The sequence below is a fragment of the Leifsonia poae genome, from assembly GCF_020009625.1.
Classification (GTDB): domain Bacteria; phylum Actinomycetota; class Actinomycetes; order Actinomycetales; family Microbacteriaceae; genus Leifsonia; species Leifsonia poae_A.
The window spans coordinates 1,419,556-1,439,002 of sequence record NZ_JAIHLP010000002.1; the positions used below are offsets into that span (position 1 = coordinate 1,419,556).

At 68.4% G+C, this 19,447-nt stretch carries 18 protein-coding genes; 7 read left to right on the plus strand and 11 right to left on the minus strand.

The features are described 5' to 3' along the window. Nucleotides 1–15 precede the first annotated feature (15 nt). The 4 genes from rlmB to K5L49_RS07400 are packed head-to-tail and all read right to left on the minus strand — an operon-like array spanning nucleotide 16 to nucleotide 4,179. Nucleotides 16–1,062 (minus strand): 23S rRNA (guanosine(2251)-2'-O)-methyltransferase RlmB, encoded by a 1,047-nt coding sequence (rlmB, locus tag K5L49_RS07385; RefSeq protein ID WP_223691580.1) that lies wholly within the window; start codon nucleotides 1,060–1,062, stop codon nucleotides 16–18. Beyond that, on the minus strand, nucleotides 1,059–2,492 hold the full coding sequence (cysS, locus tag K5L49_RS07390) for a cysteine--tRNA ligase (protein ID WP_223691582.1): 1,434 nt from the start codon (nucleotides 2,490–2,492) through the stop codon (nucleotides 1,059–1,061). The genes rlmB and cysS overlap by 4 nt, the downstream gene beginning before the upstream one ends. Nucleotides 2,493–2,497: 5 nt before the next feature. After that, on the minus strand, nucleotides 2,498–3,679 hold the full coding sequence (ispD, locus tag K5L49_RS07395; RefSeq protein WP_223691584.1) for a 2-C-methyl-D-erythritol 4-phosphate cytidylyltransferase: 1,182 nt from the start codon (nucleotides 3,677–3,679) through the stop codon (nucleotides 2,498–2,500). Between the two features lie 17 nt (nucleotides 3,680–3,696). Beyond that, nucleotides 3,697–4,179, minus strand: coding sequence for a CarD family transcriptional regulator (locus K5L49_RS07400; RefSeq protein ID WP_021763858.1), 483 nt, complete (start codon nucleotides 4,177–4,179; stop codon nucleotides 3,697–3,699). A gap of 163 nt (nucleotides 4,180–4,342) precedes the next feature. Between K5L49_RS07400 and K5L49_RS07405 the strand changes: the two genes are divergently transcribed. Then, complete coding sequence (locus K5L49_RS07405) at nucleotides 4,343–4,846, plus strand: hypothetical protein (RefSeq protein ID WP_223691586.1); 504 nt, start codon at nucleotides 4,343–4,345, stop codon at nucleotides 4,844–4,846. Nucleotides 4,847–4,925: 79 nt separating this feature from the next. Here K5L49_RS07405 and K5L49_RS07410 read toward each other — a convergent pair whose 3' ends face one another. Both K5L49_RS07410 and K5L49_RS07415 read right to left on the minus strand, forming a co-directional pair. Continuing rightward, entirely contained in the window at nucleotides 4,926–5,609 is a 684-nt protein-coding gene (locus tag K5L49_RS07410; RefSeq protein ID WP_223691588.1) for a response regulator transcription factor, read from the minus strand. Further along, complete coding sequence (locus tag K5L49_RS07415; RefSeq protein WP_223691590.1) at nucleotides 5,606–6,760, minus strand: sensor histidine kinase; 1,155 nt, start codon at nucleotides 6,758–6,760, stop codon at nucleotides 5,606–5,608. The genes K5L49_RS07410 and K5L49_RS07415 overlap by 4 nt, the downstream gene beginning before the upstream one ends. A gap of 191 nt (nucleotides 6,761–6,951) precedes the next feature. Here K5L49_RS07415 and phoU point away from each other — a divergent pair, with 191 nt between their 5' ends. Continuing rightward, nucleotides 6,952–7,611 (plus strand): phosphate signaling complex protein PhoU, encoded by a 660-nt coding sequence (gene phoU / locus K5L49_RS07420; RefSeq protein ID WP_223691591.1) that lies wholly within the window; start codon nucleotides 6,952–6,954, stop codon nucleotides 7,609–7,611. A gap of 143 nt (nucleotides 7,612–7,754) precedes the next feature. On the opposite strand, the gene K5L49_RS07425 is transcribed toward phoU, so the two are convergent. Next, on the minus strand, nucleotides 7,755–8,504 hold the full coding sequence (locus K5L49_RS07425) for a phosphoglyceromutase (RefSeq protein ID WP_223691592.1): 750 nt from the start codon (nucleotides 8,502–8,504) through the stop codon (nucleotides 7,755–7,757). 53 nt (nucleotides 8,505–8,557) lie between these two features. Here K5L49_RS07425 and K5L49_RS07430 point away from each other — a divergent pair, with 53 nt between their 5' ends. Continuing rightward, nucleotides 8,558–9,391 (plus strand): class I SAM-dependent methyltransferase, encoded by an 834-nt coding sequence (locus tag K5L49_RS07430; protein WP_223691593.1) that lies wholly within the window; start codon nucleotides 8,558–8,560, stop codon nucleotides 9,389–9,391. A 12-nt stretch (nucleotides 9,392–9,403) separates the two neighbouring features. On the opposite strand, the gene ygfZ is transcribed toward K5L49_RS07430, so the two are convergent. The 3 genes from ygfZ to K5L49_RS07445 all read right to left on the minus strand — a co-directional run bounded on the left by ygfZ (nucleotide 9,404) and on the right by K5L49_RS07445 (nucleotide 11,690). Further along, nucleotides 9,404–10,528: a CAF17-like 4Fe-4S cluster assembly/insertion protein YgfZ gene (gene ygfZ, locus K5L49_RS07435; protein ID WP_223691594.1), complete on the minus strand. Its 1,125-nt coding sequence runs from the start codon at nucleotides 10,526–10,528 to the stop codon at nucleotides 9,404–9,406. Continuing rightward, nucleotides 10,528–11,124 (minus strand): FABP family protein, encoded by a 597-nt coding sequence (locus K5L49_RS07440; protein ID WP_223691595.1) that lies wholly within the window; start codon nucleotides 11,122–11,124, stop codon nucleotides 10,528–10,530. The genes ygfZ and K5L49_RS07440 overlap by 1 nt, the downstream gene beginning before the upstream one ends. A 185-nt stretch (nucleotides 11,125–11,309) precedes the next feature. After that, nucleotides 11,310–11,690, minus strand: coding sequence for a hypothetical protein (locus K5L49_RS07445; RefSeq protein WP_223691596.1), 381 nt, complete (start codon nucleotides 11,688–11,690; stop codon nucleotides 11,310–11,312). A 15-nt stretch (nucleotides 11,691–11,705) separates the two neighbouring features. Between K5L49_RS07445 and K5L49_RS07450 the strand changes: the two genes are divergently transcribed. The 4 genes from K5L49_RS07450 to K5L49_RS07465 are packed head-to-tail and all read left to right on the plus strand — an operon-like array spanning nucleotide 11,706 to nucleotide 16,475. Continuing rightward, nucleotides 11,706–12,398, plus strand: a complete 693-nt coding sequence (locus K5L49_RS07450; RefSeq protein WP_223691598.1) for a response regulator transcription factor — start codon at nucleotides 11,706–11,708, stop codon at nucleotides 12,396–12,398. After that, entirely contained in the window at nucleotides 12,367–13,299 is a 933-nt protein-coding gene (mshD, locus tag K5L49_RS07455) for a mycothiol synthase (RefSeq protein WP_223691599.1), read from the plus strand. Before K5L49_RS07450 ends, mshD begins: the two co-directional genes overlap by 32 nt. A gap of 45 nt (nucleotides 13,300–13,344) precedes the next feature. Beyond that, complete coding sequence (locus tag K5L49_RS07460) at nucleotides 13,345–15,543, plus strand: RNA degradosome polyphosphate kinase (protein ID WP_223691600.1); 2,199 nt, start codon at nucleotides 13,345–13,347, stop codon at nucleotides 15,541–15,543. After that, nucleotides 15,540–16,475, plus strand: a complete 936-nt coding sequence (locus K5L49_RS07465; RefSeq protein WP_223691601.1) for an NUDIX hydrolase — start codon at nucleotides 15,540–15,542, stop codon at nucleotides 16,473–16,475. The genes K5L49_RS07460 and K5L49_RS07465 overlap by 4 nt, the downstream gene beginning before the upstream one ends. A gap of 43 nt (nucleotides 16,476–16,518) precedes the next feature. Here the strand turns inward: K5L49_RS07465 and K5L49_RS07470 are convergent, their stop codons facing one another. Next, the gene (locus K5L49_RS07470) at nucleotides 16,519–19,299 is read right to left on the minus strand and encodes a helix-turn-helix transcriptional regulator (RefSeq protein WP_223691602.1); all 2,781 of its coding nucleotides are present in this window, start codon (nucleotides 19,297–19,299) and stop codon (nucleotides 16,519–16,521) included. Between the last annotated feature and the right edge of the window lie 148 nt (nucleotides 19,300–19,447).

Below are 19,447 nucleotides of genomic sequence, written 5' to 3' on the forward strand. Positions count from 1 at the left end.
GCCGGTTTCGTGGGGCTACTTCTCGGCGCGCAGTTTGGAGATCTCGTAGAGCGCGACGCTGGTGGCGATTCCCGCGTTGAGCGACTCGGTCGTCGCGGTGATCGGGATCGAGATCACCGCGTCGCAGGTGTCGGTGACGAGCCGTGAGAGGCCCTTGCCTTCGCTGCCCACGACGAGGATGACCGGACGGTCGGCGAACGACAGACCGGGAAGCGAGACGTCGCCGCCGCCGTCGAGACCGAGCACGAACACCCCGGCCTCCTTGAAGGCCTTCAGCGTCTGCGTGAGGTTGGCCGCCATCGCGACGGGGGTGCGGGCCGCGGCGCCGGCGGACGTCTTCCATGCGGAGGCCGTCATGCCGACCGAGCGACGCTGCGGGATGATCACACCCTGCCCGCCGAATGCGGCGGTCGAGCGGATGATCGCCCCGAGGTTGCGCGGGTCGGTGATGCCGTCGAGCGCGACGAACAGCGGGGTCTGACCCTTGGAGATCGTGGTCTCGAGCAGGTCGATCGGATGCGCGTACTCGTACGGCGGCACCTTGAGCGCGATCCCCTGGTGCACGGAATCCCGTCCGGCCAGGCGGTCCAGCTCCGGGCGCATCACTTCGAGGATGGGAAGGCCACGACCGGTCGCGAGCGACAGGATCTCTTTGACCCGGTCGTCCATCTCCACGCGGGCGGCGATGTAGAGCGTGCTCGCAGGGATCTTCGCCCGCAGCGCCTCCACGACCGAGTTGCGGCCGGTCACGATCTCCGCTTCGTCACCGCTCTTCGGTCGGCGCGAGGCACCGGAGCCACCGCGTCCGGCGTCGCCGCCGGCACGGTTGCGGCCGACGTACCCGTCACGCGACTGACCCTGCTTGCCTTTGCCACCGGCGGCCACGTAACGCTCGCGCGCCGCCTTGGCCTTGCCCGCGGGGTGATACGGCCGGTCTTCGGCCTTCGGGGTCGGCTTCTTGCCTTCCAGGGCCTGACGGCCCTGCCCACCCGACCCGACCTGCGGACCCTTACGACTCTTGCGCACCGCGCCGGCGCGGGGCTTTCCACCCGTGTTCTTCACTGTTCAATACTCCAATGCGACCCCGTCTGGGAGTCTTCGATGGTGATCCCCGCGCTGGTCAGTTCGTCGCGGATGCGGTCGGCGGCGCCGAAATCGCGGGCGGCCCGTGCGGCTTGCCGGTCGGCGAGGAGCCGTTCGACGAGCTTTCCGAGCGCAGTGTCGGATGCGGAGGAGCCGGATGCGCTCCACTGCGGGGAGAGCGGGTTGATGCCGAGGACTTCGGTCATCGCGAGCGCGTTCCCGCGCGCGACAGCCGCAGCCTCCAAGTCTTCCGCATCGAGTGCGGCGTTTCCTGTGCGTACGGTGTCGTGCAGCACGGCGAGCGCCTGCGGGACGGCGAGATCGTCGTCCATGGCCGCCGCGAACGCGTCGGGCACGACTTCCACGCCGCTCCCGGCGAAACGGGTGGCCGACAGCCGTCGGTCGACCCGTTCGAAGAATCCGGCGATGCGGTCGAGGGCGGCGTCGGCTTCGGTAAGCGAGCCGTCGTGGAAGTCGATCGTCGAGCGGTAGTGCGCCGACCCCAGGTAGTAGCGCACGACGAGCGGCCTCGCCGCTCCGAGGAGGTCGGCCGCGTACACCGAGTTGCCGAGCGACTTGCTCATCTTCTGACCGTTGACGTTCACCAACCCGTTGTGCACCCAATAGGTGGCGAACGGATCCCCCGCCGCGGTGGACTGGGCGAGCTCGTTCTCGTGATGGGGGAAGCGCAGGTCGAGTCCGCCGCCGTGGATGTCGAACCCGTCGCCGAGGTAGCGGCGCGCCATGGCGGAGCATTCGATGTGCCAGCCCGGTCGACCATCGCCCCAGGGCGACGGGAAGGCGGCCGATTCGGGCTCATCGCTCTTGCGCCCTTTCCAGAGGGCGAAGTCGCGCGGGTCGCGTTTGGCGCGCGGGTCTGCGTCGGCCGCGGCCTCCATATTGTCGATGCTCTGGCGGGTGAGCTCTCCGTAGGCGGGCCAGCTCTTCACATCGAAGTACACATCGCCCGTGCCATCGGCGGCCGCATAGGCATGCCCTCGCTCGATCAGCCGGGCGATCAGCTCCTGCATCTGCGGGATGCTCGCGGTGGCGCGCGGCTCGTAGGTGGGCGGTTGCACGCCCAGCGCTGTGTATGCCGCGGTGAACTCGAGTTCGAACCGGTAGGCGAGAGCCCACCACTGCTCCGAGCTCCCCTCTGCCTGGGCAGCAGCGGCGTTCACGAGGATCTTGTCGTCGATGTCTGTGACGTTGCGCACCAGCGTGACGTTGTTGCCGCGGTAGCTCAGCCAGCGTCGCAGCTGATCGTAGACGAGGGCCGAGCGCAGGTGGCCGATGTGCGGCGACGACTGCACCGTCGGTCCGCAGACGTACATTCCCACTTCGCCGTCGCGCAGCGGGATGAAGTCGCGAAGGGCACCGGCCTTCGAGTCGTAGAGTCGCACAGTCACGCTGCCTAGCCTACGGTCCGCGACTGCTGCACGACGATCGCCGTGGCGATGGCCGCGATGCCTTCGCCCCGCCCGGTGAACCCGAGCCCGTCCGTCGTCGTCGCGCTGATGGCGACCGGTGCGCCCAGGAGCCGCGTGAGCCGCGTCTCGGCCTCACCCCGCCGCGGGGCGAATGTGGGTCGGTTCCCGACGATCTGCACCGACACGTTCCCGATGCGGAACCCGGCCGCCTCCACGAGCCGGCGGGTCTCCGCGAGGAACACCTCGCCGTGGGCGCCGTCGAAGCGGGGGTCACTGGTGCCGAACACGCCACCGATGTCGCCGAGCCCGCAGGCCGAGAGCAGGGCGTCTGTGATCGCGTGCGCGACCGCATCGCCGTCGCTGTGCCCGGCGAGGCCGGACTCGCCCGGCCAGTGGAGGCCGGCGAGCCAGAGCTCGGCCGCAGGGTCGAAGCCGTGCGTGTCGGTGCCGACGCCGATCCGCGGGAGTGGGGTGGCGGATGCTCCGAGCGCGTCTTCGGCGCGGCGCAGGTCGGCGGGGGTGGTCACTTTGAACGCCAGTTCGTTGCCGGCCACGACGGAGACGGGGAGGCCGAGCGCGGTCACGAGACCGGCATCGTCGGTCTCGTCGGAGGAGGCGGCGGCGTAGGCGGCGACCAGATCCGTTCGCGGGAAGCCTTGCGGGGTCTGCACCGCGGCGAGCACCGAACGGTCGACGGTCTCGTGGATGTCACCGGCTTCGCCGACGCGTTTGATGGTGTCGCTCACCGGGAGGCCGGGAATCACACCGTGGCCCCGCGCATCCACTTCGCGCACGACGGAGTCGAAGAGCGTGCTCGGTGTCAGAGCACGGGCAGCGTCGTGCACCAGCACGACCTCCGCAGAGGCGGCCAGCTCGGCCAGGCCGTTCGCGACCGAACGCTGCCGGGAGGACCCGCCTGCGACGACGGAGACGGGAGCGCCGAACGCCGACTCCGCGAGAGCGCGGGCATCGTCGACCAGCCCTGCCGGAGCGACGACGATCAGCTGCACGGCCTCGCTCATACCGGCGACGGCATGCACAGAGCGCTCCACGAGGGTGGAGCCGCCGAGGCGCGCGAAAGCCTTCGGCACATCGGCGCCCAATCGCGTTCCGCTACCCGCGGCGACGACGATCACCGACACTCGTGGCACACCGTTTTGCGTCATGCCACGAGGGTACGGGATCAGGAGGCGAGCACCTCGTCGAGCAGGCTCGAAGCCTTCTCGTCGTCGGTCTTCTCTGCCAGGGCCAGCTCCGAGATGAGGATCTGGCGTGCCTTCGCAAGCATGCGCTTCTCACCGGCGGAGAGTCCGCGGTCTTGGTCTCGACGCCACAGGTCGCGCACGACCTCAGACACCTTGATCACATCGCCGGAGGCGAGTTTCTCGAGGTTCGCCTTGTATCGGCGGGACCAGTTGGTGGGCTCCTCGGTGAAGGGGGCGCGCAGCACCTCGAAGACGCGATCGAGACCCTCCTTGCCGATCACGTCACGAACGCCGACCAGGTCGACGTTCTCGGCGGGAACCTCGATGGTGAGATCGCCCTGAGTCACGTTGAGCTTGAGGTACAGCTTCTCTTCACCCTTGATGATTCTCTTTTTGACTTCGGTGATCGTTGCGGCCCCGTGATGTGGGTAAACGACGGTTTCGCCAACCTCGAAAAGCATAGATTGATGTCCCTTCAGCAACCTCTAGGATACCACAGCCAGATGGTGCTAAGGTTCGCTCTCACGCGCGGGGACCCTCACGCGAATACGCTAAACTCGAAGCGCATTCCGCTTCTTCTCACGGCCGGATCCGGCCGAGCGGAACGATCTGGAGGGTCATTCAGTGAAAGCTCGTGTCGTGGGGTCCGTCGTCCTTGCCCTGGCGGTCGCGTTCGGAACCGCCGGCTGCGGTTTCATCGCCCCACAGGCCACCACGAAGCACTACGACGCGAGTGACGGCGTGAGCGGCAACGTCGGCCAGATCGACGTCCGCAACGCGATGATCATCACGAATGCCAAGAACGGAACCGTCGGCAACCTCGTCGTCACTCTGGTCAACAACGACTCGAAGAGCCACCGACTGGGTATCGAGGCCGGTGGCGACCCGACCAGCACGCAGTACGTCACCGTGAAGCCCGGTCAGGTGCTCCAGCTGGGTGAGCACCCCAAATCCACCGAGAACACCGTGCTTCTCCCGAACTTCAGCGCCCTTCCCGGAAGCCTGTTCTCGGTCTACTTCCAGTACGCCGACTACACCGGGGTCAACCTGAGCGTTCCCGTGCTCGACGGTCAGCTGGCCGAGTACAAGAATCTTGTCCCGCCGGAGATCCTCCCGGCCGCCAAGTAGCCGAAAGACCCGGCTCGACGCGAAGAGGGGCGGCTCCGATCGGAGCCGCCCCTCTTCGCGTCCGCAGGCCACGATCCGGTCAGGCGTTGAACCGGTATCCGAGACCGCGCACGGTGACGAGCATCGTCGGATCGGAGGGGCTCTCCTCGATCCGTGACCGGATGCGCTTGATGTGCACATCCAGTGTCTTCGTGTCGCCGAAGTAATCGCTGCCCCACACCCGGTCGATCAGCTGACCGCGGGTGAGCACTCGTCCGGCATTGCGCAGCAGCAGTTCGAGCAGCTCGAATTCCTTCAAGGGCATGGAGATCTCGCCGCCGTTGACCGCGACCGTGTGCCGGTCGACGTCCATCCGCACCGTGCCCGCCTCCAGGATGCCGTCATCCTCGGTGTCGTCTGCCTCCACGCGGCGGCGCATCACGGCCCGGATGCGCGCCAGCAGCTCCCGCGACGAGTACGGCTTGGTCACATAGTCGTCAGCGCCGAGCTCCAACCCGACCACGATGTCCACCTCGGAATCCTTGGCGGTGAGCATGATGATCGGAATGGACGAGCGTGTGCGGATCTCCCGGCACACCTCGGTTCCGGGGACGCCGGGCAGCATCAGGTCGAGCAGCACGAGGTCGACACCGCCCTTGTCGAACTCGGCGAGCGCGGTCGGACCGTCCTCGGCAACGGTCACTTCGTAGCCTTCGCGTTTCAGCAGGTAGGCAAGCGGCTCGCTGAGGGCGGCCTCATCCTCGACGAGCAGGATGGATGTCACGTGGTTTCTCCTAACAGGGGGCGGGCGACGGTCGCGGCTTCAGGAAGCCGGATGGTGAAAGTGGAGCCGCGGCCCGGCTGAGACCAGACGCGCACCTCACCGCCGTGATTCTGCACGGCGTGCTTGACGATCGAGAGGCCGAGACCAGTGCCTCCGGTGTGGCGGGAACGGGCCTGGTCCACCCGGAAGAACCGTTCGAAGACCCGGTCGAGGTCGTCTTCGGGGATCCCCTCCCCCTGATCGGTGATCGCGATCTCGACGACACCGTCGATCAACCGCACCCCGATGCCCACGCGCGAGTCATCGGGCGAGTATTGGATGGCGTTGGAGACGAGGTTGTGCACCGCGGTGACGAGCAGCGATTCGTCGCCGATGACTTCTGCGGATTTGTCACCGCGCATCGCGAGCTCGATGTGACGGGACTCGGCAGCGACCCGGTTCTGGTCGAGGGCGGCCGTGACCACCTTGTTCGCCGAGATGCGTTCGGGGTGGCTGAGCGCATCCGCCGCCTGCAGCCGGCTGAGCTCGATGATGTCTTGCGTGATGCGGGCGAGGCGCTGCGCCTCCTCGGTGAGGCGATGAGCGAACCGCCGCACCTGATCCGGGTCGTCGGAGGCGCCGTCGAGCGCCTCGGCGAGCAGCCCGACCGCACCGATCGGCGTCTTCAGCTCGTGACTGATGTTGGCCACGAAATCCCGCCGCACGGTCTCCAGCCGGAACGACTCCGTGCGGTCCTCCGCCAGCAGCAGGATGTAGCGCGACCCGAGACGGGCGACGCGCACACTGAGGTAGATGCTCGCGTCGCCGAACGGCCCGCGGGCGAGTTCGCAGTCTTCGGTGACCGGATCTCCCGTGCGGCGCACCCGATCCACCAGCTCGACGAGGTGGGGATGCACGAGGGCGCCGTTCCAGACGAGGCCGATCGCGTGCGCCCCGGGCGAGGCCTTGATCACATTGTTCGACGGATCGATGACGACGCCGGCCGACTCCAGCGCATCCAGCACCTGATCGACACCGTCGGGCACGGTGGGGCTCACGACCTGCACGGCGTGATCGCCCCGGCGCGCGGCGATGTGCAGCAGCCAGACGAACCCGGCGCCGACCAAGAGGCCCAGTGCCAGCGACAGCAGCACCAACCAGGTGGAGTCCATGATTCCAAGAGTACGCATGGTGAACAGCCGGAATCGACGCGCGCTGCGCAGAGCCGCGCGGTTTCGCGGGTACTTTAGACAGTGTTCAGGCTGCGGGCACCAACCGTTAACCTGGCGAAGGGAACATGCTGAGCGAGGCCAAGAGGCCTCGCATCCCGCGTGCGTGCGCACGCCAGGAAGGACCAAACCCCATGCGCGAAGTATTCCAGCAGGAGCTGCGTGAAGTTCAGGATCGACTCGTCGAGATCGCCGAACTCGTCGTCATCTCCATCCAGAATGCGACGCAGGCGTTCACCAAATCCGATGTCAGCCTCGCCGAAGAGGTCATCGCCAACGACAACAAGATCGACGAGCTCACCGTGCTGCTCGACGAGTTGTCGATCCAGATCCTCGCCCGCCAGCAGCCGGTCGCCCGCGACCTGCGCATCGTGGTGAGCGCGCTGCGCATCAGCGCCTCGCTCGAGCGGATGGGTGACATGGCCGAGCACATCGCCCAGCTCGCCCGCTACCGCTTCCCCGACAAGGTCGTTCCGAAGAGCCTTCGCTCGACCTTCGCCGAGATGGGGCGCCTCGACGTGCTGATCGCCACCAAGCTGGCCGAGCTGTTGCGCACGGAGGACCTCAACCTCGCCGAAGAGATCCGCAACGAAGACGACGAAATCGACAAGCTGCACGTGAGCGTCTTCGACAAAGTGCTCGGCGAGACCTGGAAGGGCGAGGCCGTCGACACCGTCGACGCGACCCTCGCCTCGCGCTACCACGAGCGTTTCGCCGACCACGCCGTCTCCATCGCCAAAAAGGTCCAGTACCTCGGCACCGGAGACTGGGCCCCCGAACCCCTAGCTTCCTAACCCCCTCCTCCCCCTCCACAAAACAGTCGAGTCCACGGATTATCCGTGGACTCGACTGTTTTGAGCGGACTTCGTGCGCACTCGGCGGGGGTCGGGTGAGGGGTGAGGGGTGGGGGCTCGGTGGGGTGGGGTGGGGGCGGGGGCTATTTCTTGCCCTGGGCGGCGACGGCGGCGGCGCCGGCGGCTGCGGCCTCCGGGTCGAGGTAGGCCGCCGGGTCGAGCGGCTTGAAGTTCTCGTCAAGTCGGTAGACCAGCGGGATACCGGTGGGGATGTTCAGTTCGGCGATGTCGTCATCCGAGATGCCGTCGAGGTGCTTGACCAGAGCGCGCAGCGAGTTGCCGTGCGCGGTGACCAGCACGGTCTTGCCGGCCGCGAGGTCACCGGTGATGTCGGACTCCCAGAAGGGCAGCATCCGGTCGATCACGTCTTTGAGGCACTCCGTGCGCGGCAGGTCGGCGCCGAGGCCGGCGTAGCGCGGGTCGTGCGCCTGCGACCACTCGCTGTCGTCGTCGAGCACCGGCGGCGGAACGTCGAACGAGCGACGCCACAGCTGGAACTGCTCCGGGCCGTACTTCTCCAGCGTCTCGGCCTTGTCGAGCCCCTGCAGCGCGCCGTAGTGCCGCTCATTGAGCCGCCACGAACGCTTGACGTCGATCCAGAGCCGGTCGGCCACTTCGAGGGCGAGGTTCGCAGTCTGGATGGCACGGGTGAGCACCGAGGTGTACAGCACATCGGGGTGCAGGCCGGAGTCGGCGAGCAGTTCACCCGCCCGTTTCGCTTCGGCGACGCCCTGCTCGCTGAGTCGGACATCGACCCAGCCGGTGAACAGGTTCTGCTGGTTCCACACACTGTTGCCGTGGCGGAGGAGGATCAGAGTGTAAGGCGCGGACATGCTCCTAATCTATCGGGGCTCGGGCCGGGCAGGGAATTTGGCAGAATTGCCGAATGGCTTCGCGAGGCATCATCGGCTCCGTCACCCGGGGGACGACGAACACCAATCGGCTGCGCCGCGTCGACCGCTGGATCGCGACCCTGCCGGAGCTGCGCCGAACCGACGATCCGCTCGTCGTCGACCTGGGGTACGGCGCCAGCGGCGTCACCGCGTTCGAGCTGCACCGCCGCTTGGCGAAGGCACGACCGGATGCGGAGGTGCTCGGCCTCGAGATCGAGCCAGGCCGGGTGCGCACCGCGCTCGACCAGCTCGCATCCGTGCGCGCCGGCGGCACCGCGTTCGCCGCCGACGCCCGCATCGGCTTCGCGCTCGGCGGGTTCGAGGTGCCGTTGCCGAGCGGGCGCCTCGCCGCGGTCATCCGGGCGCTCAATGTGCTGCGGCAGTACGACGAGGCGCAGGTCGTTCCGTCGTGGCGGCGTCTGGTCGCCCGTCTGCAGCCCGGGGGTGTGCTGGTGGAGGGCACGTGCGACGAGATCGGCCGCGTCTCCAGCTGGGTCGATGTGGTGGCCGACGGCCCTCGCAGCCTCACGGTCTCACTGCGCCTCAGCGAGCTCGAATCCCCCTCGATCGTGGCCGAGCGGCTGCCGAAGGTTCTCATCCACCGCAATGTGCCGGGCGAGCCCGTGCACGAGCTGATGCTGGAGCTCGATCGGTTGTGGCGCATCCACGCCCCTCTTGCCGCCTACGGCCCTTCACAGCGGTGGATCGCTGTGGCTCAGGGCCTCCGCGACGCCGGCTGGCCGGTGCGCGGCGGGCGCTCGCGCTGGCGGCTCGGCGAGCTCTCCGTCGCCTGGCCGGCCGTCGCCCCCACCGACTTCAGCTGGTAGCCCCGCGAGGTCTCAGCGGCGCACGGCGCCGAGGCGCGGCAGGCGCGGCACATTGGCCTCGGCGCCGGCCTCCGGTGGAACGACGATCTCCTGAGCGGCCGACACCGCAGTGCCGTCGGCGTCGACGGAGAGGATCGCCGCCGGGTCGGTGGAGCGCTTCACGACCGCGAGCGCGATCGGACCGAGTTCGTAGTGCAATGCGCTCGAGGTGACGAGGCCGACCTCGCGGCCCTCGAGCGAGACGACGGCGCCACGCACGGGATGCGCGCCCTCCGACCCGTCCAGGTGGAGCATCACGAGGCGGCGCGGCGGATGCCCCAGGTTGTGCACCTTCGCCACGGTCTCCTGCCCGCGATAGCACCCTTTGCTGAGGTGCACGGCGGTGCGGAGCCAGTCGAGCTCGTGCGGGATCGTCTTCTCGTCCACCTCGGTGGCGAATCGGGGCCGCCAGGCCGCGATGCGGAGCGCTTCGACGGCGAGCACTCCCGCAACGGGGAACTCGCCTGCGGTGACGCGGCCGACGAGCGAAGGCAGCGCTTCCCTCGGCACGAGTCGTTCACTCCACGACCACTCCGCGCCCGGATGCTCCCCCTGCGCATATTGGTGGCCGCCCGGGGAGACCGCGTGCCAAGGGTCGTGCCAGATGAGGGGCACGCCGGCGGGCGCGGCGATCGGCAGCGCCGGGTCGCCGAGCGTTCCGATGGTGGCGAGGTCGGCGGTGCGGTCGGCGAGTTCGACCCGCAGCATGAAGCGCATCCGTTCGAGCCAGGCGAGCAGGCCGGGCGCTTCGTCCCGTTCGAGCAGGAGCCAGACCGTCTCGCCGTCGTCCACAACGCGGGCCGCGTACTCGAGACGACCGGTCACGTCGAGCAGCAGGGTCTCGGTGGACTCCCCCGGCCGCAGCCCGGTCAGACTCTGGCTGGTGAGGGAGTTGAGCCAGCTGAGCCTGTCCGGCCCGGTGACGCTGAGCACCGACCGGTCGGAGAGGTCGACGATCGCCCGCCCTTCGGCGAGCGCGCGCTGTTCCCCCAGCGGATTGCCGTAATGGGCCGGAACGTCATGGTCAGCGGATGCGAGAGCGCCGGCGAGCGCCTCGGCGCCGACGGCACCGGGCAGGGTCAGGAACGGGGAGGTCATCAATCGGCTTTCGCGAGGCGGGCGGAGGCGTGCGTGCGAAGCTCCTGGCCGAGAGCCGCGATGTCCCAGGCCCAGAGCAGGTGGTTCTCAACGAGGCCGTACAGGCGGGTGGCGGCGGTGTACTCTTTTGCTCCCGCGGTGCGGACCACCGCATCCGTCGCCAGATCGATGCGCGGGCCCGCCACCTGCCCGAGGTAGAGCTCGCTCACGCCGTCGGGGTGCACGATCGAGACGTCGAGGTCGAACGCACCGTGCGAGTTGCGCAGGGCCTCGACCGATTGGGCCGTCGTGAACGGCTGGGCGCCTGCGCCCGGCAGCATCCCAGGGCCGGTGTCGCCCTCGATCAGTTTGCGACTGAGCCGCCAGTAGCCGGTCTCGGCGGCGAGCGGCGTCTGCTTCTCGTCGAGCAGCCAGGTGAACGAGGTGTAGTTGAGGTAGGGCAGTCCGTCGTGGCTGAAGCTCACGCGCTGCCCGAACTCCTGCTGGGTGTGGTCGTCACCGACGGCGTAGTCGATCACGCCTGTGCCCTCCCAGACCCCGAGGAGCCAGGAGAGCGGCACGAGTTCGGCCGGAAGGTCGGTGGGGATCTCGATCACGGCGCTTCCGTTCTCTTGAGGAGTGCCCGCGCGAACGGCACTCGCGCTTAGCGCTGCCCTCGGAAGAGGTTGTAGACGACGACCACGGAGACCCCGGCGATGGCGAGGGAGGCCAGACCGAGGAGTCCGACGAAGAAGAGTTCGAGGGCAACCAGCATGAGTCGAGTCTAACTACTCCGTAGGCCTCAGCGCGCTGCCGCGACGAGGGCGAGGATGCCGGCGGTGACCCCCAGGATCACGAACGCACCCGAGACGCTCGCCGCCAGCCGGTTGACGAAGCCCTCTTTGCGCTGGGTGGCCAGTTGTGCGATCAGCCCGACGATGACGCAAGCGGCGAGGGCCAGCGAAATCCATGAGGCGTCTTGCGCCCGCTCCGACACTGCCGCGATCACGATCGCGAGCACCAGCGCGAGCACCCAAATGGCAGCGACACTGCCGTAGCGGGCCGCGCGGGAGAGCCCGGGACGTCGTCCGGGGCGGGTGTCGTGTCGCTCACCCCTCCATTGTGCCTCGACCGACCGGGGAATGGCGACGAATGCATTTCCGGTAGCATTGCCGAACAGCACGTTCAGGAGGCTTGAGTGGCGCAGTTGTTGATTCTCACCTCTGCGCCAGACGCGGAGGTGCTGCCGGCCCTGGCCTTGCTCAGCCATCGAACGCGTCAGATCCCCGCCGAGCCGGCCGCGCTCGTCAACGCGCCGAGCTGCGATCTGATCTTCGTGGATGCGCGTCGCGACCTGGCCAGCGCCAAATCGCTGTGCAAGATCCTCACCACCACCGGTGTCACCGTTCCTCTTCTGCTCGTCCTCACCGAGGGCGGGCTCACGGCGGTCAGCGCCGATTGGGGCGTGAACGATGTCCTGCTCGAAACGGCCGGCCCTGCCGAGGTGGATGCCCGTATCCGGCTCGCCATCGGCCGGCAGGCGCAGGAGCACTCGCAGACGAAGATCCAGGCGTCGGGGGTGACCATCGACGAGGCGAGCTACTCGGCGAAGGCCCACGGGCGACAGCTCGACCTCACGTTCAAGGAGTTCGAACTGCTGCGCTTCTTCGCCACGCATCCGTCCCGGGTGTTCACCCGCGAGCAACTGCTCAGCGAGGTCTGGGGCTACGACTACTTCGGCGGCACGCGCACCGTCGACGTGCACGTTCGCCGTCTGCGGGCCAAATTGGGCGACCTGGAGTCGCTGATCGGCACCGTCCGCAACGTCGGCTACCGCTTCAACGTGTACGAAGAGGACAATGAGCGACTCCCTGCGCCTCTCCGTCCCTGATTTCGACGATCCGTGGCAGCGTGAGGCGTTCTTCGATGTCGCCGCCGCTGCGATCGACGTGGACGGGCACGACCCTTTCAACGAACAGGCCCGTCTCGATGTGGAGTCCGGTCGTCGCTCGCCGATCATCGTCACACTCTGGCCCGGTGAATCGGCGGCGGCGCTCGTGCGCCCGGTCGGCGCGGCCATCCTGGGGCGCGGCGAACTGGACTTCGTGATCGACCCCCTGTTCCGGGGCAAAGGCTATGGCGAGCTCGCCGCCCGCGGTCTGCTCGCCACCGCCCGGGGCACCCTGACCGCGTGGTCGAACGGCGACCATCCGGCGGCGAAACTGCTCGCCGAGCGGCACGGGTTCACCCCCGTGCGCGCCCTCATCCACCTGGCGGCGACACTCGACGAGGGCATGACCCGCCCCGGCACGGATACCCTCCCCGACGGTTTCTCCCTCGGGCCGATGCGGCCCGGCGACGAGCAGGAGTGGGTCGACCTCAATGCCCGCATCTTCGACACGCATCCGGAGCAGGGTCGTCTCACCGTCGACGATCTGCACGCCCGGCAGGCCGAACCGTGGTTCGACGCCGGGGATGCGCTGCTGCTTCGCGACGCATCCGGTCGCCTCGTCGGGTACGGCTGGGTGAAGATCGAGCCGGGGGCGACCGAGGGCGCGCTCTACGTGCTCGGCGTCGACGCCGCCCTCACCGACCGTGGGCTGGGCCGGCAACTGCTGCGGGCGGCTCTCGCACGATTGGTGGAGCGAGGCTGCACCGTCGCCGGACTGTCGGTGGAAGCCGACAATGAGCCGGCCGTGCACCTGTTCCGAGCACTCGGCTTCCAGGAACAGACGATCGATGTGCAGTACCGGCGCGCGAGCGATCCGGGCGATCCGTTTATCCACAGTTAACCCGCGGCGGTACAGAGCCCGGGTCGCGGGTGCGATGATGTTGGGATGGACGGCGAGAACATCCTTTTGGACAACGGGCTGGGCGGCAGCTTCGGCGGCGACTTCGACGACGACTTCGCGCCGTTCGTCTACGAGCCCGACCCGACCCTGCCGGACGATCGGTACCTCGACCGCGAGCTCAGCTGGCTGGCGTTCAACCAGCGGGTGCTCGAACTCGCCGAAGACCCCGATCTTCCGGTGCTGGAGCGAGCCAACTTCCTCGCGATCTTCGCCACCAACCTCGACGAGTTCTTCATGGTGCGGGTCGCCGGTCTCAAACGCCGCATCCTGACCGGCCTCGCGGTGCCCACCAACGTGGGCCGGGCGCCGGTGGATGTGCTCGCCGACATCTCGGCGAAGGCCCTCGAACTGCAGACCCGCCACGCCGCCGTCTACCGCGACCAGGTGCTCCCCGCGCTCGAGGCCGCCGGAATCACGGTGGCGAGCTGGAACGAGCTCGACGAGGCCGACCGGGCGCAGATGCGCGAAGTCTTCTCGCTGCAGATCTTCCCCGTGCTCATGCCGCTCGCCGTCGACCCGGCGCATCCGTTCCCCTACATCTCGGGCCTGTCGCTCAACCTGTCGGTGCGGGTGCGCAACTCGCGCACCGGCAAAGAGCAGTTCGCCCGCCTCAAAGTGCCGCAGATGCTGCCGCGTTTCGTGCGGGTCGATCAGCGCGAGACGGTCGACCAGATGCGGTTCATTCCGTTGGAAGACCTCATCGCGAACCACCTCGGTGATCTCTTCCCCGGCATGGAGATCCTCGACCACCACGTGTTCCGAGTGACGCGCAATGAAGACGTCGAGGTCGACGAAGACGAGACAGAGAACCTCATCCAGGCCCTCGAACGAGAGCTGCTGCGGCGCCGGTTCGGCCCGCCCATCCGGCTCGAGGTCACCGACGACATGGACGATGTGACCCTCGGGCTGCTGGTGCGCGAGCTGGATGTGACCCAACAGGAGGTCTACCGGCTTCCCTCGCCGCTCGACCTCGGTGGGCTGTTCGACATCGCCAAGATCGACCGACCCGATCTGCACTACCCCAACCACGTGCCGACCACGGCGGCGCAGCTCATGCCGAGCGAACCGAACGCGAAGCCCGACATCTTCGCCGCCGTCGCTCGGCAGGACATCCTGCTGCACCACCCGTACGAGTCCTTCGCGACGAGTGTGCAGGCGTTCCTGGAGCAGGCCGCAGCCGACCCGCATGTGCTCGCCATCAAGCAGACCCTCTACCGCACCTCCGGCGACAGTCCGATCGTCGAAGCCCTGATCGACGCCGCCGAGTCGGGCAAACAGGTGCTCGCCCTGGTCGAGATCAAGGCCCGCTTCGACGAGCAGAACAATATCTCCTGGGCCCGCAAGCTCGAGAAGGCGGGCGTGCACGTCGTCTACGGGCTCGTCGGGCTCAAGACCCACTGCAAGCTCGCGCTCGTGGTGCGTCAGGAGAAGGGCGTGCTCAAGCATTACAGCCACATCGGCACAGGCAACTACAACCCCAAGACATCGCGCATCTACGAAGATCTCGGGCTGCTCACCGCCGACGACCAGGTCGGCAAAGACCTGACCCGCCTGTTCAACGAGCTCTCCGGCTACGCCATCGAGAAGAAGTTCAAGCGACTGCTCGTCGCCCCGTTGCACCTGCGCAAAGGGCTGCTCAAACGCATCCAGACCGAGACCGCTAACGCCGCGGCCGGCAAGCCGTCCGGCATCCGGATCAAACTGAACTCGATCGTCGACGAGGCGATCATCGACGCGCTCTACCGTGCCAGCGAGGCCGGCGTGCCCGTCGACCTCTGGGTGCGCGGCATCTGCGGGCTGCGGCCAGGGGAGCCGGGCCTGTCATCGAACATCCGGGTGCGGTCCATCCTCGGCCGGTACCTCGAGCACTCGCGAGTGTTCTCGTTCGTGAACGACGGCGACCCGCAGGTCTACATCGGCAGCGCTGACATGATGCACCGCAACCTCGACCGCCGCGTCGAGGCGCTGGTGCGGCTGACCGACCCCGACCACCTCACCGAGCTCGATGCGCTCTTCGATCGCGCCTTCGACGACGGCACGTCGGCCTGGATCCTCGACGAGACCGGCGAGTGGCGGCGCCACCACCTCGACGAGAACGGTCACCCCCTCGACGACCTGCAGAATAGGCTCATGCAGCAGATCAGCCACCGGCCGCGCTCGACCCGCACGGGTTCGAGGCGGTGAACTCAGCCATTTACGCCGCAGGTGCCGTCTGCTGGCGCGTCGTGGACGAGAAGATCGTCATCCTTGTGGTGCACCGCGCCAAGTACGGCGATGTCACCATTCCCAAAGGCAAGGTCGATCCGGGCGAGACGCTGCCGCAGACCGCGGTGCGCGAGATCCAGGAGGAGACCGGGCTCAGCGTCGCACTGGGGGTTCCGCTCGGTGTCTCCACCTACCCGCTCGCGAGCGGGCGCGACAAAATAGTCCACTATTGGTCCGCCGAGGTGAGCGACCGCGCGATCGCCCAATCCACATTCGTGCCGAACGGCGAGATCGCCGCCATCGAATGGGTGACGGTGAAGAAGGCCCGCGGATACCTCACCTACGAACGCGACGTCGAGATCCTGGAGACGTTCGCGAAGCTCGTCGACGAGGGTGTCACCTCCACGTTCGCCCTCATCGCCCTGCGCCACGGCAAGGCCGCGCCCCGCGGCGACTGGAACGGCAACGACGCGAGCCGCCCGCTCACCGACCGCGGCGTGAGACAGGCGACGACGGATGCGCCCACGATCGAGGCATGGAGCCCCCGCCGCATCGTCACCAGCGACGCGGTGCGCTGCGTTGCCACCGTCGCCCCGCTGGCCGCGGCGACCGGCATCAAGCCCAAACGGGAGCCCGGCATCAGCCAAGACGCCTACGAGGAGGGCCGCGCACTGGTGCGTGACATCGTCGGCAAACGGGTGCGTTCGCGCAAGACGGCCGTGCTCTGCAGCCACGGGCCGGTGCTCCCCGAGATCCTGCGCGAGATCGCGCTGGCCACCGGTACGATGCCCGGAGCCTACTTGAGCGACGCCGCCGATCTCGACACCGGCGGTTTCTCGGTCGTGCACCTCTCGACGAGCAACCCGAGTTCGGGCATCATCGCCATCGAAACGTACGAACCCGTCGCCTGAGCCCGGCGACCTCGCCGAACGGCTGCAGCCGGTCGGCGCGACCTCAGCCGTCGGCGCGGAGCACCGTGCGCAGTTCCCGGCGCGAGGTGAGACCCAGTTTGGCGAGCACGTTGCGGATGTGGAAGTTCACGGTCGGCACAGAGAGGTAGAGGGTCCGGGCGATCTCGGCGTTCGTCATGCCGCTCTCGGCGAGTCGAGCGACCTCGCGTTCACGGGCGCTCAACGATTCGAGACGTTCGAAGTGTGCCGACGACGAGTCCTGGCCGTCGAGCAGTGCGATCGTGCGACGCAGCGCCGGACCGGCCCCGAGCCGGCGGTATGCGGCCGCGGCCGATCGCAGCATCCGCTCGGCCGTCCGCCGGTCGCCGGTGGCCAGCAGCAGCCGACCGGCGTCGAACTCGGCCTGCGCCCGGGGCGCGGGAAGAGTCGATGATGCGGCAGCGGCACGGTATGAACGCAGGGCACGCTCGGTGAGACCGTACGCTTCGGCGACGCGGCCTTCGAGCCAGTCGAGGGAACCGTAGATGGGCGTCCATCCGGCACCGGCGAGCCCCCGGAGCCGGGTGAGCTCGCGATCGGCTTCCTCTGCGCGCCCCAATGCCGCGAGCGCATCCACCCGGAAGCTGAAGATGCTCGCCCCGGCCAGCCAGCGCCCGCCGATCCGTTCGTCCGAGAGCGCGTCAAGCACTCCCTCCGGCCGGTCGGCGGCCCGGGCGTTCTCGACGGCGGCGAGCAGTTCGAGTTCGACCCCGAAAGTGTCGTAGTCGGTCACCGTTACCTCGACGGCTGTGCGGAGGTCGGCTGCGTGCGTCTGCTCGTCTCCGGCCACCGCGGCGAGCACGGCGCGAAGCAGGTAGATCAGCGGACGCGACGAGACGTCGATGCTGTCGAGAGCGACGAGGGTCGCTGTCTCGAGCAGGGAAGCAGCGTCGATCGGGCACCCGAGAATCCAGTAGCAGTAGGCAAGCAGCACCCGGGCGTGGCCGAGACTCCAGCCCGCGACACCGGAGGCGGCGATGGCCAGCCCGCGCTCCAGGTCGGCGGCTGCGGCCTCCACGACGCCGACGCCGGCGAGCACCCCGGCTCGGCAGGTGAGGGCGTCGACGAGCGCCGGGGAGTCGGCGGCGGTCGAGATCGCCGCCGACAGAGCGCCGATCTCGGCCCCGACCCGCTCGGCGTCACCGAGTCGGGCCGCGGCGACGATCGTGAGCCCGATGCAGCGCAGCTCGACGTCTTCGGGCGTCAGCAATGGTGCCAGCCGCGGGTCGCTCACCGTGCGGGGACCCTCGGCCAGCTCGACCGCGAAGGAGCGCGTGCGATCGAGCATCCCGAGGAGCGGACGGTAGTCGTCGGTGGTCAACTGGACCATCACGGCCATCATCGAGGCGTGGGTCTGCAGCAGGAGAGCGTCCGGATGCTCGATCGGCGCCGAGAGCAGTTCGGCGGCGAAGCCGGCCGCCCACGCGGTGTCACCGGTGATCTGCCGTGTCTGCAGCAACGCCAGGTCACGCACCGGGTCGCTCGGCATCCGCTCGAGGTCGGGGATGAGGTCGATGACCGTCGGACTCACCAGGGTCGCCGCGGCGAGCAGGCAGGATTCGACGACGAGCTCTGCGCGCAACCCGACGTCGGCGAGCTCAGCGGCCTTCCGGAGGTAGCCGATCGCCCGATCGGGGTGACCGCCCGCCGCTGCATCGCCGATCAGGCGCCGGAGTTCGGTGAGAAGGGTGGTATCGATCGTGCGGGCCGCGTTCAGTCGGCAGAGGAAGGCCCGATGCGAGTTCGGGAGCACATCCGCGGCCGCGCCCAGGATGACACGACGCCGCTCCTCCGGCAGACGTGCGAGCACGTCTGCACAGTAGAGATCGTGGAACGGCGCGACAGCACCTGCGCCGGCCGGGATCAGCAGGCCCGCGGCCAGGGCGTCGTCGATCCCGGCCTCCTCGCCGAGCGCAGACGCCACCGCCACGAGCTCGGAGCGGGCGACCGCATCCCGAAGCACGGCCGCGATCTCGACCGCGACGACCACGTTCGCCGGCTGTCCGGCATCCACACGCTGGAACGGGTTCTGCGGCGGGGCGGCAAGGGTGACGTCTTCGTCCCAGTGCGCTCGCGCCGCATCCGCCGGTCGTTCCATGGAGGAGACGACGACATCGATGAGCACGGGCAGACCGCCCGAGCGTTCACGGATGCGCTGGGCAAGTCGCAGCGATACCTCGATGTCGTGCACTCTCGACACGTAGTCGCGCACATGCGCGGCATCGAGCGGTTCGAGACGCACCGCCCGAACGGTGCTCCAGGCTGCTTCGTCGGCCGAAACGATCTGGGCGCCGATCTCCGCCGTGCGCGGGTCGTGGCCGCTGAGCACCAGGCAGACACCGCCGTGCGCCACGCGACTGAGCACGAAACGGAGCACCGCGAGGGAAGCGTCGTCGATCCACTGCGCATTGTCGATGACCACGATCAGCCGACGGGCGGGCGAAGTGTCGCGGGCGAGCGCGGGCAGGAGCACCCGGGCGACCGCGAGTGGGTCGGGCGACCCTGATTCGCCGAGGATGCCGAGCCGCAGGCCCGCTGCGTGAGCGAGCTTGTCGACGAGCCCGAACGGAAAATCCTTCTCGAAGGCGTCTGCCCCGACTGCGACGACGCGGTGTCGCGAGGCGGCCGCCGCGAACTGTCGGGTCCAGGTGCTCTTCCCCACACCGGTCAGCCCGGTGACGCTGACGAGCGTTCCGCCCGAGCGGCGGGCCTCATCGAAGACCGCCGCCGGGCGGTCGGCTTCGGCCAGGGCGGGGTGCGGCACAGCCGCGGGGGACACAGGCATCGGTGCACCCTTCCTTCGGTGAGCGCGGTGGCGAGCGAATCGGACTCGGCGGCGCAGCTGGGGACATCGTAACCGTTCGCGGGATCACCACCTGTTCACAGTGAATAGGTATCGGCATCGCGGCGTCAAATATCGGATTCCCGGTCCT